13 protein-coding genes are annotated in these 16,628 nt (G+C 66.4%); 7 read left to right on the top strand and 6 right to left on the bottom strand.

Annotated features, from left to right (window positions below; genetic code table 11):
* The first annotated feature begins 198 nt into the window (after positions 1–198).
* The 3 genes from M1M07_RS29820 to M1M07_RS29810 all read left to right on the top strand — a co-directional run bounded on the left by M1M07_RS29820 (position 199) and on the right by M1M07_RS29810 (position 3,089).
* Complete coding sequence (locus M1M07_RS29820) at positions 199–570, top strand: hypothetical protein (RefSeq protein ID WP_248676470.1); 372 nt, start codon at positions 199–201, stop codon at positions 568–570.
* A 514-nt stretch (positions 571–1,084) separates the two neighbouring features.
* Positions 1,085–1,855: a helix-turn-helix domain-containing protein gene (locus M1M07_RS29815; RefSeq protein WP_248676469.1), complete on the top strand. Its 771-nt coding sequence runs from the start codon at positions 1,085–1,087 to the stop codon at positions 1,853–1,855.
* Positions 1,856–2,099: 244 nt separating this feature from the next.
* Positions 2,100–3,089, top strand: coding sequence for a rod shape-determining protein (locus tag M1M07_RS29810; protein ID WP_248676471.1), 990 nt, complete (start codon positions 2,100–2,102; stop codon positions 3,087–3,089).
* 55 nt (positions 3,090–3,144) lie between these two features.
* Here the strand turns inward: M1M07_RS29810 and M1M07_RS29805 are convergent, their stop codons facing one another.
* The 3 genes from M1M07_RS29805 to M1M07_RS29795 form a co-directional block, all read right to left on the bottom strand.
* A complete protein-coding gene (locus M1M07_RS29805; RefSeq protein ID WP_248676468.1) occupies positions 3,145–5,970 on the bottom strand; it encodes an FtsW/RodA/SpoVE family cell cycle protein in 2,826 nt (941 codons plus the stop codon).
* Positions 5,957–7,207 carry a hypothetical protein gene (locus M1M07_RS29800; RefSeq protein ID WP_248676467.1) on the bottom strand — a complete coding sequence of 417 codons (1,251 nt, stop codon included), beginning with the start codon at positions 7,205–7,207 and terminating at the stop codon, positions 5,957–5,959. Before M1M07_RS29800 ends, M1M07_RS29805 begins: the two co-directional genes overlap by 14 nt.
* Before the next feature lie 303 nt (positions 7,208–7,510).
* On the bottom strand, positions 7,511–8,251 hold the full coding sequence (locus M1M07_RS29795; protein WP_248676466.1) for a hypothetical protein: 741 nt from the start codon (positions 8,249–8,251) through the stop codon (positions 7,511–7,513).
* 110 nt (positions 8,252–8,361) lie between these two features.
* Between M1M07_RS29795 and M1M07_RS29790 the strand changes: the two genes are divergently transcribed.
* The 3 genes from M1M07_RS29790 (at position 8,362) to M1M07_RS29780 (ending at position 12,725) form a co-directional block, all read left to right on the top strand.
* Positions 8,362–9,909, top strand: a complete 1,548-nt coding sequence (locus M1M07_RS29790; RefSeq protein ID WP_248676465.1) for an HD domain-containing phosphohydrolase — start codon at positions 8,362–8,364, stop codon at positions 9,907–9,909.
* A 143-nt stretch (positions 9,910–10,052) separates the two neighbouring features.
* Positions 10,053–11,573 (top strand): aldehyde dehydrogenase family protein, encoded by a 1,521-nt coding sequence (locus M1M07_RS29785; protein ID WP_248676464.1) that lies wholly within the window; start codon positions 10,053–10,055, stop codon positions 11,571–11,573.
* 114 nt (positions 11,574–11,687) lie between these two features.
* A complete protein-coding gene (locus tag M1M07_RS29780; RefSeq protein WP_248676463.1) occupies positions 11,688–12,725 on the top strand; it encodes an HNH endonuclease domain-containing protein in 1,038 nt (345 codons plus the stop codon).
* A 181-nt stretch (positions 12,726–12,906) separates the two neighbouring features.
* Here the strand turns inward: M1M07_RS29780 and M1M07_RS29775 are convergent, their stop codons facing one another.
* Complete coding sequence (locus M1M07_RS29775; protein ID WP_248676462.1) at positions 12,907–13,110, bottom strand: hypothetical protein; 204 nt, start codon at positions 13,108–13,110, stop codon at positions 12,907–12,909.
* Positions 13,111–13,137: 27 nt separating this feature from the next.
* Between M1M07_RS29775 and M1M07_RS29770 the strand changes: the two genes are divergently transcribed.
* Positions 13,138–14,724: a DUF2075 domain-containing protein gene (locus tag M1M07_RS29770; protein WP_248676461.1), complete on the top strand. Its 1,587-nt coding sequence runs from the start codon at positions 13,138–13,140 to the stop codon at positions 14,722–14,724.
* Positions 14,725–14,898: 174 nt separating this feature from the next.
* Here the strand turns inward: M1M07_RS29770 and M1M07_RS29765 are convergent, their stop codons facing one another.
* Both M1M07_RS29765 and M1M07_RS29760 read right to left on the bottom strand, forming a co-directional pair.
* Positions 14,899–15,669: a cold-shock protein gene (locus M1M07_RS29765; RefSeq protein ID WP_248676460.1), complete on the bottom strand. Its 771-nt coding sequence runs from the start codon at positions 15,667–15,669 to the stop codon at positions 14,899–14,901.
* A 482-nt stretch (positions 15,670–16,151) separates the two neighbouring features.
* Positions 16,152–16,628, bottom strand: a 477-nt coding sequence (locus M1M07_RS29760; RefSeq protein ID WP_248676459.1) for a transposase, incomplete at its 5' end; no start/stop codon positions are given.

The raw sequence follows: 16,628 nt of genomic DNA, 5'->3' as shown, positions 1-16,628 counted from the left end.
GGCGTGTACACCGGAGGCGGCGGGGGCGGCGTGTAGGTCGGCGCCGTCGTCGACACGCTCGAGGGCTGTCCCCCTGGAAGTGGCTGCGTCAGATCACGCCTCGGCGCACTCGTGGTTGCGGGCACTGCCGAGCGAACCGTCGTCGATACCACCCGGGCCGGCTCCACGTCGGATCCGGAGTCCGAACCGCTCGTTCCGATGATCAGACTGCCTGCCACCACGGAAAACAACGCGACGCCGACACCGGCCATCCATCGCTTCGTACGCCGGCCTGCAGAGGTACCGGGCGACGCGTTGACGGCCGTAACGCTCGGAGGTCTCGAGGCGGCCGCGGGCGTGCGCGGCGACGGGCTCACCGGCTTGGTGAACGACACCCCGGAACTCGCGCTGCTCGACGTCGACACGAACGGTTTGAGCGTCGCACTCGATATCGTGGGCACAGCGTTCGTCGTCGACACAGACTTTGTCGTGGACACAGCGCCCGGGCCGCGAAGCCCGACACGATTCCGCTCCGTCACTCGTCCCGAGGAATCGAATCCGTACAGCTGGATGCCCCTGGCGGTCGCGTAGTCGACGGCCGTCTTTCCGTAGCCGTTGAGTGCAAAGTAGGCCATAGCGTCACGAGATCCGGCCCCGCGACTCTCGTACATCTTCGCCAGCTCGGACCGGTTGACCGGAGTTGCTCGCACCGTCACCTGGGCCACGACCCCGCGTGCCGTGATCTGCATCCGACCCGATCCTCGGGCGTCGAGGGTGAAGCCCAGCGACTTCAGGTGCCGTTCCGCGATCGCCTTCGCTTCCTTCGGTGTCAACTGCGCGGTCATGCTGCCCCTGCCGTTCACTGCTTCTACTCCGTGCCCGGAGAGTCCGGGGCGGTGTACTACAGGGTGTAGTCGTTCCGCGAGCGCCAGGCGTTACACCATCGACTCCGAAGCGAATGCGTGTTCGAAAGAATCCTTGCGCCGCCGGTAAGCCCGGTGCCAGAATGGCCCAATCGTCACGCCCGTGGCGTCACAACTGAAGAAGGCCCGCCAGGAGCTGCAACTCCCGACGGGCCGGATGTCCGACTATCGAGGAGTCGAACGTGGGCCAGAATACCCTGGCTGGCGGCGTGCGTCGTGGACCGCGCCTTGCCAGCAACTTCACCATTCTCAGCAATGCCGTCATCAACGACGAGCGCCTCTCCTTCCGCGCACGCGGCGTGCTCGTCTGGCTGTTGTCGAAGCCGGACGACTGGCACACTCGGTCCGAATCGATCGCCGCGCAGTCTCCGAAGGAAGGCCGCGACGCCGTCCGCTCGGCACTGCGCGAGCTCGCCGACCTCGGCTACCTCGTGCGCGAGAAGATCCAGGACGAACGCGGCCGGTGGAGCACGATCCAGACGGTGTACGAGGAACCCGTGACCGGTCCGACGCCTGGAAAACCGACCCGCGGCCGCACCGACGTCGGGCAACCCGGCGCTCTTGTCAGTACTGATGAACCAAGGACGAAAACCAACCGCTCGTCCCGAGCCGGGAAGGTCGCGTCCAGTCCTGCGGTCGGTCGGCTTGCCACGGCATGCCGGGCTGCCGGATTGACTGCGACCTTCGCCTATCTCAAGCCCGACGACGCCGCAGCCATCGACCGACTCGTCGAGATACACGGGATCTCACCGCTGGTCACGGCCGCGAGGTCCGTTCACCGTGCCCACGATCCGATGCGGTTCGCGCAGGCGTGGATTCCGCTGTGGCAGGCGCTCCCGGAACCGTCTGCAACGCAGCCGAAATGCGCCGCGTGCGACGAGTACGGGTGGCTGCCCGACGACGAACACGGTCGTGCCGTCAGGTGCAGGTGCCGCGCCGTTACTGCGGCGTGACTTGCGTGCACCGCGGTTGGGGGAAGAATAGTCAAACATCCCAGCGCAGAGGGCACTTTCGTCACTTCGGCTCACAACCGCACCGACTGTGGGTAGATTTCGCCCCGATATCACCCGATATTCCGGCCAACAACGCGTTGAAAGATTTCGTCGGCGGTAATCTGTGGTACGCGACATCATCCCAATGTCGCTGCCGCTGTTAACCATCTGGACGATCTCGCGGGATTTCCGGTCGGAGGCCGACGTGCGTGGATTTGGTATCGATCTCGGAACTGCCAACACTGTCGTCGGGACGCCCGAGGACGGAATAGTCGTGAACGAGCCATCATTGATGATGGTGCGAACGAAGGATCCGCATCGCGCGCTCGCGATCGGCCAGGATGCGAGTGCCCTCGTCGACCGAACTCCGGTCGGGATCACGCCGGTTCGCCCGATACGCAACGGCGTGATCGTGGATCTCGAATCGGCCCGGGCATACGTCTCGGCCGTCATCAAGCGGGCCGCCCCGGCCCGGAGAAACGTTCTGCGGCCGACGGGCGTCATCGCGATTCCCGCAGGCGCCACCCCGCTCGAGCGTCGGGCATTGCTCGAGGTCGGGCACGAGGCCGGTCTGCGGAAGGTGGCCTTGATACCGGAACCGGTGGCCGGTGCCCTCGGGTGCGGGATCAACCCGCTCGAACCGCGTACCCATCTCATCGTCGACATCGGCGGCGGCACTTCGGAAGTCACCGCCATCTGCTTCGGCGGTGTTTTGTCGCACCGCAGCTGCCGGATGGCCGGCGAGGACCTGACCCGAGCGATCCACCGGTATCTGCGTGCGAAGCACGAGATCATCGTCGGCGAGCTCACCGCCGAGCGGGCGAAGGTCGGCACGACCGAGACCACCGACGGACAGACGCTCGTGGTGGAGGGCCGCGACGCCGCGACCGGCCGGGCGCGACTGCTCACCCTCGAAACCGACGAGATCATGGATGCGGTAAAGCCCGCCATGACCGGCATCGCGCAGACGCTGGCCGCATGCCTGGACGATCTTCCTCCGCGGGCGATCAGCGACATCATGGCCGAAGGCATTCTGGCGATCGGCGGCGGATCGATCCTGCGGGGCATGTCGCAGATGATCGAAGAGTCCTTCGGGCTCCCCGTGAAGACCGCCGAGCGCCCGCTCACCTGCGTCGCCGAAGGCGCGACCGCCTGCATGGACCACCCCGAGGTGGTCGCGGCCTTCGCCTCCTGACCGCTCCCCCTCGTGCGTGGTTTCGGTAGCACCCGCTACCGAAACCACGCACGGGTCAGCGGGTCGTGCCCCTGACCTCCGCGAGGTAACGCTCGAGGAGGCCCTTGACTACCGGACCGGATGTCGCAGAACCGAATCCACCGCCGCGCACCAACGCGGTCACCACGACCTCGGGCTGCTCGGCAGGCACCACCGCGGAGAACCAGGCATTGAGGCCCTTGCCGGGCGCCGACGGGTCCTCCGCCGTGCCGGTCTTGGCAACGGCCGTCACCGGGAGGCTCGCGAGCTGGCCGGCGGTACCGGCCGCGGCGGATGCCCGCATCCCCGCGCGCACGGGACCGAGTTCGTCCGCGAAGGACAGCGGACGAGGCTCCGCGGTGGGAATGGGCACGGCGTCCGCCGGCCCGTATGCCGCCGCGAGCTGAGGTGTCACCATCGCACCGCTGGCGATGCCCGACGTCCAGCGCGCCACCTGCAGCGGGGTCGCGGTGACGGTGCCCTGACCGATGCCCATCAGCAGCGTCGACCCGGGATACCAGGTTCCGCCGATGCTTCCGACATTCTCCGGAGTGCCGAGGAAGCCCTCGGACTCACTCGGCAGATCGATTCCCGACCGCGTGCCCACGCCCAGCTCGGTGGCCGTCGTCGCGATGCGCTCGGGGCCGAGGAGGTCGGCGAGTTGGTAGAAGTAGACGTTGTCCGACCACTGGATCGCACCGAGCAGATTGTTTCCGGCCATCGGCTGCCAGTTCGCGAACGTGTGCCCGCCGTAGGTGTAGGCCGCGCCGCCTTGGAGCACAGTGTCCGGCGACAGTACGTGGTTCGCCGCGTTCGACGAGGCGACCACGATCTTGAAGGTCGAGCCCGGGGGCACAGCCGTCTGGACGGCGTGATTGAGCATCCGGCCCGGTCCCGGTCCTTCGGTCTGCGCCGCGATCGCGGCCAGGTCCGCCGGGGGTCCGTAGACGTTGTTGTCATAGCCGGGGACGCTGGCCAGCGCCAGGATCGCGCCGGTGCGGGCATCCATCACGACCGCCGCGCCGAGGTCGCCGCCACTGCTGCGCACCGCCTGGGCGAGCGCATCGGTCGCGGCCTGCTGCATCCCGAGATCGAGGTGCAGCCGCAGATCGTGGCCACGCACCGGATCCACCCGCTCCCCCGTGCCGACCGGACGCCCGGACGGGTCGACGTAGACGCACTGCTTACCGTCGGTGCCGCGGAGCAACGCGTCGTACTGCTTCTCCAGTCCCGCCTTGCCCACTCGCGATCCGAGCGCGAGGTTCGGCCAGAACTGCATGTCGTCCTGGTCCGCGATCCCGACGTACCCGAGGATCGATGCCAGCACCGGTCCCTGCGGGTAGTACCGGCGTCCGGTCGGGTACACGAGCACCCACGGCAGGTGAGCGTCGACGATCAGCCGAGCCTGCTCGGGCCCGACCCGTGCGAGCACGACCTGCAGCTCCCCGTTGCTGCTCCGGAGCTCCTCCGCGAGCTGCTCCGGGGTGATGCCGAGCAGCGCGGCGAGTTGGTCGCGCACCGCCGGGTCGCCCTCGGCGAACATGCGCGCCACCACCGCGACGGTGTACTCGGCGACGTTGACCGCGACCGGCACGCCGGTGCGGTCGAGGATCTGGCCGCGTTCGGCGGGCAGGCGGATGCAGCGCAGCATCTGCGTGTCGCTCGTCGCGCGCAGTTCCGCGCCCTGAGTGGTCTGCAGCTGCCAGGCGAACACCGACATCGCGACGAGCGATGCCGTCAGCGTCCCCGCACCCACAGACACGCCTCGCGGGAGCCGTCGCTTCCGCGGCTCGGTGGCCCACAGCGGCCGTGTCACGCCGTCGCGGCGCACCGCGAGCACCAATCCGATGGACACGAATCCGACGATCGAGGCCGTGCCCCCGTAGCTGAACACTGGAATCGGCATGCCGGTGTGCGGGAGCAGCGACAGACTCTGAGCGACCGAGACGGCAGTGTGGATCCCGAACAGTCCACCGATGCCCGCCGCGACGAGTGCTCCTTCCCGGGTCCGTGCTGTTCGGGCAGCGAGCACCGAGCGCCACACGATGACCACGACGGCCAGCACGACGGCGATGCCGGCGACGAGACCCCACCCGTAGACCAGGCTCGCGAAGGCCAGGTCGTGCTCGGATTCCGGCAGGTACTCGGCCCGCAGGTCGTAGTCCGGCTGACGCCCGAGACCCCACCATCCCGCGCTGCCGATCGCGATGTCCGCCTGCCACGCCGCCCAGCCCGACCCCTGCGGGTCGGCGTCGCGCGACAGGAACACGTGGATCCGTTCGAGCTGGTACGGGCGGAGGAACAGAACGGCCATGGGCAGCGAGAGCAGCCCGATCGCGAACAGCGGGGCCAGCTGCAGCATCGGCACCCTGGCCAGGATCAGCATGAGCATCACGGTGACCACGAGCACCACGGCGGTCGACAGGTCGGGCTGCAGCGCGACCAGCGCGATCGGCACGGACGCAACCAGCAGGACCACGACGAGCCTGCCGACCGTGTTCCCACGGGCCAGGATCGTGGCGGGAACCAGGACCAGGGCGAGCTTGGCCATTTCGGACGGCTGCAGAGTGAACAGGCCGAGGTCCAGCCAGCGCTGGGCACCCTTGGTCGCGATCCCCATCAGCGGCACCGCCACGAGCAGGACGACCGTGACGGTGAACAACACCCACCCGAACCGGCTCAGGGCGGCAATCCGCATGCGCGACGTCACCCACATCGCGCCGAGCCCCACGGCGGCGAGAATCGCGTGCCGCACAGCGAGCGACGACATGCCCGTCGAGACCATGTTGAGCATGCCGAGAAGTACCAGTGCGACGGCCGCCGTGACGAGCCAGGGATCCGACTTTCGCCTATCCGCCTGCACGTGGGCTCCCGTCCGAACACGTAGCGTTCTCAGCGGGCACGTATACCGGTTCCGACGCGGCCGCGGCCGGGCCGGTGGTGACCGCGGCGACCGCAAGGGCGGAACCCGGCGGCAGGGCGACGTTGCCGATTCCGTATGCCGTCGGCGCACCCGGCGGAACCGGAACGGTGACGTCACTACCCGGCTGGACCACACCCGTGCATCGGTCGTACACGGTCAGATTCCAAATCACCGCACCGAGATTCGCGGCGGGATCGACACCGACATCGACCCGCATGGTGCACGGGCGTCCCGGCTCGCAGGCGCCGTTGGCGAAGTTCGCGGCGACCTTCGTGATCGGTCCGGCTGCGCTCGGAAGAGCGGTGTCGACGGGACCCGGTGCGGTGCCCGGCCCGGCCGCCGGCTGCGGGGCTTCGGGTGCCGGTGGCGGCGGCGAGACCGGACTGATCTCGTCCGGCATCGACGAATCCACCGGGTCGAGAAGCGTGTGCCAACCGCGATTCAGCTCCGACCACGCCTTGGGAGCCGCCCACACCATCCCGATGAGCAGCAGCAGTGCGATCAGCACGAATACCGCTCGACGCCGCGACGGTCGTCTCTTCTTGCGATGCCACACCTTGCCCGTGGGTGGACGCCAGGTGTTCGACGCGAGAGAGGACGCCTGGATCGGCCGGATCGGCACGTCCGGCTGCTTCACCACCGGCGCCGCCGGAAGATCGCGTCCCATCACCGTCGAGACGAGCGCGGCGATCTGACGCCTCGTCCGCTCCTCCTCGCCCGGGTCGAATTCGGTTGCGGCAGCAGAACGGACACGCCGCACCAGGTCGTCCTCATCCGGGGATTCGGCGATCGCCTCGTTCAGGTGGTCGGCGAGTTCGGCACTGCGGCTGTTCGCCGCGATCCGTCGAAGCAGGTCCGCCACCGCATCGCGTATCTCGTCCCAGGATCGCGGAGTCCCGGCACATTCGAGCGTGAGCTGTCCGCTGTCGGACACCTTCACGGCACCGCGTCGGAGGCTGGTCGGGTGACGCTCCGGACCATGCGCGAGTTCGAGCTGATCGACCACATCCGTGATGAGCAGCGCCGCCTGCGCAGGCGTCAAGGTCGCAACCGCCAGCAGTCTTCCGAGGGTGACATCGCCTCCACCGGAGTCGGCGTCGATTCGTGCGGCCGGCCCGGAGCGGGCCTCGACCGACTCGTCGTTCCTCGCGTGGTGGCCCAAGACTGCTTCGATCATCGCGCATCCCGAAAACGCAAGGCCGCCCGCAGGTTTCAACCAGATGGGAGCGGGCGGGCGGTGGACCTTATTTGTGCCTTTCTCGCTTGCCGTACTCTTGCCGAAATCCATTGTGTGTCATTTGACGTGGAGTTGCGCAGCTTTGGACCGAAACGTTGCGGCCTATCCGAGGAACAGTAGATTTCGCGTCGGCCGGCCCATTCCCACCGAGGTCGAGACCGTTACCGCAGGGAACGTTAATCCGCACTAGCCGAACGCCTCCGGCTACGCCTCGTCGTCGATCCGTGACCTACTCGATGGTATTCATCGGCCGCTCGGTGACTCCTCCGCTCGAGGACGAGCCGCGAAATGACGTTCGGCATCGAACGGCTCGAACCACGTCTGCACCGTCGCGAACAACCCGCGCTGCGGCAGCCGGAAGTCGCCGAACGCCGCCTGCTCCGGCAGCGGTCCGTCGGGACCGAGATCGAATCCGTCGACCACCGCGCGCACGGTGTGCGCGGTCCACAGCTGTCGCGGGTTGGCCCGGAACCACTGACCGTTCGGCATGTGTCCGGCGAGCCGGACCCGGCCGACGCCGAGCACCGGTCCCGCGACGCGCCCCATCGCCGCCAGCATCGCGGGACTGTGCCAGAGCGCATCCGGCATGATCCTGCACGCGACGTTCATGACGGTGGTCGCCGGGGACGTGTCCATCCGGAGATCCCACTCGAGCTCTCCCCCGGCCGTGACGTGCAGTCTGTTCGGACCGGTCCACTCGGCGCGGACGTCGGTCTGCTCGGTGCGGCTCAGTGCGTGGCCGAGGAACCGGGGGCAGCTCAGTTCCGGTGGGACGTCGCTGTAGACGGTCCAGGCCCCGCCGGGGTCGCGGTGCCAGACGGACGTGTAGCCGTCGCCGATGGAACTGGCAGGGAACCTGCGCAGCGCGAGGTAGTGGCCGCCGGCGAACGGGGCGCCGACCACCGCGTAGCCGGCGAATCGTTCTCCGGAGACTCGGGGCAGTTCACAGGACCGCTCTGCGGCCGACTGCGGGGTGATGGTCATGGCGTCCTCCCAGGATTGCGGGTACGTCGATCGTGCGCCGCGCGCGCCGCCGGGTCATGGGGCCGATGCCTCATCTTCCGTACCTATCTCTCCGCGGGGACACTGGGACGATGGCGCCCACCGGTGAGGGTCCGCGACGAGCCGAACTGGTCGCTGCGCTGTCCCTCGCGATCGACCTCGGGCTCGGTCAGCCCATGGAGCACATGCTCCGGTCGGCGCTGATCGCCACCCGCATCGCGGACCGGATGGGATTGAGCCCCGAGCAGCGGGCCGTCGTGTACTACGCGAACCTGGTCGCGTGGATCGGGTGCCACGCGGACTCGCACGAGCTGGCGCGCATGTTCGGCGACGACATCGCCTTCCGCGCCGACACCTACTCGGTGGACATGACGGGGCTGCCGTTCCTGCGCCTGCTGCTGAGCCACGCGGGGCGCGGTCTCCCCCAGGCCGAGCGCAGCCTCCGGGTCGCCGCGTTCCTGTTCACGGCGCGGCGGCAGATGTCCGAGCTCATCCGATCCCACTGCGGGTCCGCGAGCGTCCTCTCCGACCGCATCGGGCTGGACCCACAGGTCGGGGCGATGCTGACCTTCACGTTCGAGCGGTGGGACGGCGCCGGACTGCCGGCCGGTGCGCGGGGCGATGCGATACCCGTCGAGATGCACATCGTCCATCTGGCCGACGTCGCCGAAGTGCACCTACGCACGGGCGGACCGACGCAGGCGGTCGCCGTGGCGCGGGAGCGCAGCGGCACCCAGTTCTGCCCGCGGGTGGTACGAACGTTCGATGAAGCCGCGGCCGAGATCACCGCGGACGTGCTCGAACAGGATGCGTGGTCGGCGGCGCTGGCCCAAGCGCCGGATCGGCACTACACATTGAGCGGTCCCGAGTTGGACGAATTGCTGCGGGCGATGGCCGATTTCGTCGATCTCAAATGCCCTTTCCTGCTGGGCCATTCGCGGCAGGTTGCCGATCTGGCGGCAGCCGCGGGCCGGCACCGAGGACTGTCCGATGCGGACGTCGACCTCCTCTACCGCGCCGGGCTGGTGCACGGCCTGGGGAGGATGGGCGTGCCCAACCAGATCTGGGAGAAGCCCGGCCCGCTCACCACAGCGGAGTGGGAGCGGGTCCGGTTGTATCCGTATCTCACGGGCCGCATTCTCAGTCGCGTGGGCGGACTGGAATCGGTCGTGGCGCTCGCGCAGACGCATCGCGAACGGCTCGACGGCTCCGGCTACCCCAACGGGCTCCGCGGTGCCGACCTCAGCGTCCACGCGCGAATACTCGCCGCCGCAGAGACCTATCAGCGGCTATGCGAACCCCGGCCGCACCGGCAGGCACTCGCTGCCGCCGACGCGGCGGCTCGGATACGACGCGATGCGGAAGCCGGACGGTTCGACGTGGAAGCGGTCGAGGCCGTACTGACTGCCGCCGGACACCGGACCAAGCGACGAGCACCCTGGCCGGCAGGGTTGACCGGGCGCGAGGTGGAGGTGCTGCGGCTCGTCGCCCTGGGTCACTCGAACCGGCAGATCGCCGCCGAACTGCACATCACCCACAAGACGACGCGCAACCACGTCGAGCATCTCTACACCAAACTGGGTGTCCACAATCGCACCCAAGCTGGCCTCGCGGCCATCGACCTCGGATTGTCTCGGTAGGTGCGGCCGTCCTCATGAGGATGCGCTCCCCTGGACTGCCCGCGAGCTGCGGCGATAGGCTTCTTCTCGGCGCCGCATCGAGAATCGCTCCCATTTGACCACGCCGCCCTCGGCCGACGTGATCTCGACGAAGGACGCTCGCCATGACCCACGATGTCTCTACGCCGTCGTCTTCCGACACTGCGGCCGCCGATTCCGACCGCACGTTCACCAGTCTCGACCCGCGTGACGGGTCGGTTCTCGGCCGGTACCGCATCATGGACGCCGCAGACGTCGCCGCCACCGTCGATCGCGCGCGCTCTGCTGCGAAGTGGTGGGGCGAGCTCGGATTCCGCGATCGTCGAGAGTTGCTGCTGGATTTCAAAAAAGCCATTGCCACAGGGGCTGATTCGCTGGCGTCGCAGATCTCCGCCGAAACCGGAAAGCCGCACGACGCCGGGTACTTCGAGGTGATGCTCACCGTCGAATTCCTCGACTGGGCCGTGCGGAACGCGCAGAAGGTGCTCCGTCCACGACGGGTCTCCACGGCGATGCCGTCGATGAATCAGAAGGCGATCGTCGAGTACCTGCCTCTCGGGGTCGTCGGCGTAATCGGGCCGTGGAACTTCCCTGCCTACACACCCATGGGTTCGATCGCGTTCGCCCTCGCCGCGGGAAATGCGGTGGTGTTCAAGCCCTCCGAGCTCACCCCGGGTGTGGGTACGTGGCTCGAAAACACCTGGAACTCCGTGGTTCCCGATTATCCGGTTCTCCAGGTCATCACGGGCTTCGGCGAGACCGGCACGTCCCTTGCGCGGTCCGGTGTCGACAAGATCGCGTTCACGGGCTCCGGCGCCACGGCGCGCAAGGTGATGGCGGTATGCGCCGAGACTCTGACCCCGATGATCGCCGAGTGCGGCGGCAAGGACGCGGTGATCGTCGCCGAGGACGCCGACCTCGACAAAGCTGCCGCAGCCGCGGCGTTCGGGACCGTCCTGAACGCGGGGCAGGCGTGCGTCGGTGTCGAACGCGTCTACGTGGCGGAGCCCGTCTACCAGCAGTTCGTCGACAAGCTCACGGCCGCCCTCTCCCGGGCGCGGCCGGGACCGGACGACACCGCAACGTACGGACCGATGACATTGCCGCGCCAGGTCGACATCGTGCGACGGCACATCCTCGACGCCCTCGATCACGGTGCGACCGCGGTGATGGGCGGACTCGATTCCGTCCGAGATCGCTACTTCGAACCCGTCGTCCTGAAGGACGTGCCCGACACGTCCGCAGCTGTTCAAGAGGAAACCTTCGGCCCGACGGTGGTCGTCGAGCCGGTCCAGGACCTCGACGACGCCGTCGAACGAGCCAACAGCACCCACTACGGGCTGGGTGCGTCGGTGTTCAGCCGCAACAAGAAGAAGGGACTGCAGGCCGCACGACGAATTCGCAGCGGCGCGGTGTCCGTGAACAGCGTAGGCGGCTTCGGGACTGTCCCCGCCCTACCGTTCGGCGGTATCGGTGAGTCCGGGTTCGGCAGGATCCACGGCGCAGACGGACTGCGTGAGTTCAGCCGGCCGCACTCGGTGACGGTGGAGAGGTTCCGGCCGCCGCTGAACCTGCTCACGGTCGATGCCTCCGAGCGGGACATGAAGATTGCGAAGCGGATGTTCCGGATGCGGCACGCGCGGTGATTTCGATCGGCGGCTGAGAACTTTATGCCCGCCGAGCGTCCACGCCGCACGACCTACAGTTCGGATCACGTAGACGACGAAGCCCTCAAATCGAGCACCGGATATCGTGCCGGAATGAGCTTCGTGGCACTCGACCCTCTCGACGTCGCCAGTCGCGTCGTGCAACTCCTCGAAGCCGGCCGCCGCAATTCGACGTACAAACTCGCCACCGTGATGGCGCTTGTCGACATTTCCGTCGAGAACACGGCTGCTCCCGACGGAAGTCTCATGGTCCCGGTCGACGAGATTGCTCATCGGATCATCGGCTACTACTGGAATCAGGTCCGGTCTTTCCACCGCCACGGTCGGCTTGCTCAGGTTGTGCGCGGACGTTCGGTCCCCGATCGCATCGCGGACGCGAGAGACATCCTGCTGCGTGACGGGCTTCGCACGGCGGAGGCAGCTCGCGAGGCTTGCCACCCGGTCTATCAGCGACTGCTTCGCTCCGTACGGTTGACGGTGGCGCAGCAGCCGCTCACGCATCTTCAAACCGTTCCTCACAGCCGTACCCGCGACGAGTTCCTGTTCGACGCGTCCGGCTTCCACAAGAAGATGACGGTGGAGGATCTCGACCGAATTGCCGTCATCGTGCTGCGCCCCGGAGTACCCGACGGGTTGCGGCGGACATCCACGCTCCTCAGGACGTTCGTACGCTCGCTGTGGGCGCACGACGTCATCGATCTCAACCGGGCCGAGCTCGATGCGGAGGACATCGACGGATTCCTGTTCGGCGCCGATCGCACTGCACTGCGCGCTCTGGTCGATCCGCTACGTGATCTGCAGTCTGACCGTTGCTTCTACTGCGACAACCGCCTGCCGGCAGAAGTCCACATCGATCACGTGGTGCCCTGGTCGATGATTCCTATCGATGGTGTTGCGAACCTGGTGGCAGCCGATGCGCGATGCAACCTCGACAAGTCGGCGAGCATCCCGATTCGCGAGCATGTGACGCGAGCCCTGGAACGGGATTCTCTGTCCGACGTTTCTGCAGTCACCCGTATTCCGGTCCTGCATGAACGGACGGCTTCGGCCGCACAAGGCGTGTACGCGGCCTTGCCTGCGGGTTCGATGCTGTGGAGGTCGTCCGGCGCGTATCAGCCGTACTCCCCCTGAGCGATCTGCGGCCGGCCTCACCGATATAGTTTCTGTCCTGCGGCCCGACGGACTTCCGCTGCGATGAGCAGCCACGGACATGCCCCCACCCGCACGAGTGAATTCGTGCTGCCCTGGGGACCTGACTGTGACGCTGCTTCGTACTACCGCCCGCCGGATCGTCGACCTCGATCGGCCTGAATCACTCGCGGAGCAGCTGTTGGAGCAAATGCTGTTTCGCACTGGGCGACGTGCCGGGGATGCCGAGCAGAAGTCGTGGACACGAAGCCTGCCTGTTCTGGCTCGCGACCTCGTCGACGCGGGTCTCGAAGACGTCGAGATGCTTCTCGAGTACCACCTGCCGTTGACCTCCCAGCGAGCCGATGTCGTCCTGGCAGGGACTCATCCGAAGACCGGTGCAGCCTCGTACATCGTGGTCGAGCTGAAGCAATGGTCGGCGGCACGTCGCTACGAGGACAATTCCGAGCTCGTCGAGGTAGCCGGAATGCCGGGAGGCCCGAAGCTACACCCGGCGGCGCAGGTAAGAGGGTACTGCGACTACCTCGCAGACTTTGCCCGCACCGTCTCCGATCAACCCGATGCCCTGGCCGGCATCGCGTATCTGCACAACGCGACCGACCCTGGAGCCATCGCCGATCTGCGTTCATACCCGATGAGCGTCACGGGACGCATGTTCACCGCCGCCGAGCGCGGGGACCTGATCGGATTCCTCCAGAGCCGTCTCGCTCCGACTTCCGGCTACGCAGCCGGCGACGCCCTGATGAAATCTGCGGTTGCACCCTCACAACAGCTGCTCAAGGTCGCCGCAGCAGAGGTGCGCGATCGGCCCCAGTTTCATCTGCTCGGAAACCAGCAGCTCGCTGTCGACCTCGTACTCCACGAAGTGGAACAGTCACGTGCAGCCGATCGCAAGCGCGTCATCATCGTGACCGGAGGGCCCGGCAGCGGCAAGAGCGTCGTCGCGTTGTCACTGCTCGGTGAGCTCGCCCGACGCGGAAGGACCGTCCTGCATGCAACCGGTTCCCGGTCTTTCACGCAGACGTTGCGGAAGGTCGCGGGGCACCGCGCTCCGCGCGTGAAAAGCATGTTCAAGTACTTCAACCAGTTCATGACCGCCGATCGCAACGGACTGGACGTGCTCATCCTCGATGAGGCACACCGCATCCGGGAAACCTCCGTCGACCGCTACACGCGGGCCGAACTTCGCACAGGTCGTCCTCAGGTCGACGAACTCATCGCGGCAGCTCGTGTGCCTGTGTTTCTTCTCGACGAGCACCAGGTCGTGCGTCCCGGAGAGATGGGTTCGTTCGCCCAGATCGAGCGTTACGCAGCATCACTGGGCCTCGAAACTCAGCACATCCATCTGGGCGAGCAGTTCCGATGCGGGGGTAGCGAAGAATATCTGCTGTGGGTCAAACGACTCCTGGATCTCGAAGAAGGGGGTCCGTTCGAATGGAAGGGCGATCCGCAATTCGCTGTCCGGATTGCCGATACCCCCGAGGAGATGGAGCACCTCCTCTCCCAGCAGAAGGATCGCGGATACTCGGCTCGGATGACGGCCGGATACTGCTGGCCATGGAGCAACGCGGAGAAGAGTGGACACCTGGTGCCGGACGTCCAGATCGGCGGATGGGCTCGGCCGTGGAACAGCAAGAGCGACCGCAGAATCGGCGACGCTCCTCCCGCGGCACTCTGGGCGACCGAGGAAGGCGGATTTAGTCAGGTCGGATGTGTCTATACCGCACAGGGATTCGAGTATGACTGGAACGGGGTCATTCTCGGCCCTGACTTGGTCTGGCGTAACGGGCGATTCACTACCGTCCGGGATGCAAATCGCGACCCGGATTTCAAGAATCGCACCAAGATCTCGGACGTGCGCTTCGACCGACTGGTACGCAACGTCTACAAGGTCCTACTCACTCGCGGCATGATCGGCACCGTCATCTATTCGACCGATGCCGAAACGCGAGATGCGCTCCGCGACCTGATTTCTGAGTAGTACTTCGCCCCGAATACCGAGCACGAGTGACCTCCAAACGACGAGCCCGGGCGGGCCCGAGGGCTTGCAGTGTGCCCTATGTCTGCGGCGAAGAATTCGGCCGGGGCCATCGCCCAGGAATAATCGCGGAGATCGGCAACATGGGCCACGATGTCCGCATGCGCGGACTCGGGTTCAATGCGGCCGAACACCCTCGCCCTTCTCGGTGTCGGCCCTGCGGGAGGCATACCAGCCGAGGCGCTGCCCCATGCTCAATCCCTTCAGCGGATTGCGCAGCACGGCGCCTTTGGCGACAAGATGCAGAGACAGCGCGTCCACGTAGGCTGATCCGGCGTGAATCTCGATTACCTGATTCTGCAGGGATCCGGCCAGGAGCTCAAGGCGTTCAGAGACCCAACGGCCCCAGGCATCGCGATAGGTCGCAGGAGTGTCCGGGAGGTACCGTTCGTATGGTGCGAGCCATTCGTCCGGCGCGACGAGTCCATGTTCCGCCGACAGGATGAACCACGGCACCCCTTTGACCTCGGCGTAGGCCCGTTGCCTGGTGAACAACGTCGAGATATACAGATCCTTCGCCGGCGCCGGCACCTCCAGTTTCGACTTCACACAAGTGACGAGCACCAGATCGACACCGTCCGTGTCCTTTAAACGTCCCTCTATCGTCGAGGAGGGATCGAGTCCGGTTACAACGTCGACGTTGGCGGACAGGCCCTTATCCCCAGTAGCGCGGGTGAATGTGACCGTCTCCCCCAACTGGAGCTCGGTGAGGGCGAACCCGGCTGCCTGCCAGGCATTTACGTGGGAGCGATCCCCTGACCACCATGCCCGATGCTTCGACGCCGAAGCCGGGAGCTCCCCGACCATCGACTCTAGTTCGCCCCAGTTCAACCGGACTGACGAGCCAGCAGAGGTAAGCCGGTCAATCAACACATTCCATTGCGCCACACCCTGATGTCTATCACTGAAGTACGACAGAACGAGCTGCGGGTCCTTGCGGAGACGAGGTGATCACCAATCCTCCGAAGTCACGTCCGGCGGGCAATCGAGCCTCGTCACGCATCGAGATCAGAGCATTCGGCTTTGTACCGCTCGCACTTCGTTTGAGGCGCGAGTTCGCAAGCTCTAGTACGTGAAGGACTTCTTGGCTTATCCCCCTGGTACACAATGCTATTGCCCCACAGTGTTGAGAACGACCAACCAACGCGAGGAGGGCATTGACGTTGCCCCGATCAGTTCGCCTCTGTTCCCGCGCGACCGGCGTCGAATGCAGCACCGGCAAGTTGAGGGCAGTGGACTTTACGTTGCATGCAGGGACCTTTGCGCATGATGTGCAGGGCTGTCGTCGCCGCTGCTCGGGTGACCGCGACGTCGTGGTCAAGTCCCGTGAGGTGGTGTACGACGTCGTCGCGTGATTCCTCGTGGGTGGCTCAGGCAGTCAAGGCCGGTGTCACCTCCTCGGTCTCCTCGGTGACACTGTCGGCGGGCTTGTCGGTGCGGGAGCGGGCGAGTACGTCGAGGCCGAGGTAGCGGCGGCCTTCGATCCACTCGTCGTGCTGTTCGGCCAGCACCGCCCCGACCAGTCGGATCAGCGCAGTCCGGTCCGGGAAGATCCCCACCACGTCGGTCCGGCGGCGGATCTCCTTGTTGAGGCGCTCCTGCGGATTGTTGCTCCAGATCTGTTTCCAGATCTGCTTCGGGAACGCGGTGAACGCCAACAGATCCGACCGTGCAGCGTCGAGGTGATCGGCCACCTTCGGCAACTTCTCGGTGAGCGCATCGATGATCCGATCATATTGTGCGTGAACGGAATCCGCGTCGGGCTGGTCGTACACGGAGTGCAGCAGTGTCTTCACCCAGGGCCACGACGACTTCGGGGTCACCGCCATCAGGTTCGTCGAGTAGTG

Origin of the sequence: Rhodococcus sp. HM1 (assembly GCF_023218075.1) — a bacterium.
GTDB lineage: Bacteria > Actinomycetota > Actinomycetes > Mycobacteriales > Mycobacteriaceae > Rhodococcus.
This window is presented reverse-complemented; position numbering and strand designations above follow the sequence as displayed.

Coding starts and splice junctions, on each gene's coding strand:
- M1M07_RS29820 (WP_248676470.1), top strand. CDS start 199: ATGATCAGACTGCCTGCCACCACGGAAAACAACGCGACGCCGACACCG.
- M1M07_RS29800 (WP_248676467.1), bottom strand. CDS start 7,207: ATGATCGAAGCAGTCTTGGGCCACCACGCGAGGAACGACGAGTCGGTC.
- M1M07_RS29795 (WP_248676466.1), bottom strand. CDS start 8,251: ATGACCATCACCCCGCAGTCGGCCGCAGAGCGGTCCTGTGAACTGCCC.
- M1M07_RS29790 (WP_248676465.1), top strand. CDS start 8,362: ATGGCGCCCACCGGTGAGGGTCCGCGACGAGCCGAACTGGTCGCTGCG.
- M1M07_RS29785 (WP_248676464.1), top strand. CDS start 10,053: ATGACCCACGATGTCTCTACGCCGTCGTCTTCCGACACTGCGGCCGCC.
- M1M07_RS29780 (WP_248676463.1), top strand. CDS start 11,688: ATGAGCTTCGTGGCACTCGACCCTCTCGACGTCGCCAGTCGCGTCGTG.
- M1M07_RS29775 (WP_248676462.1), bottom strand. CDS start 13,110: ATGAGTCCCTGCCAGGACGACATCGGCTCGCTGGGAGGTCAACGGCAG.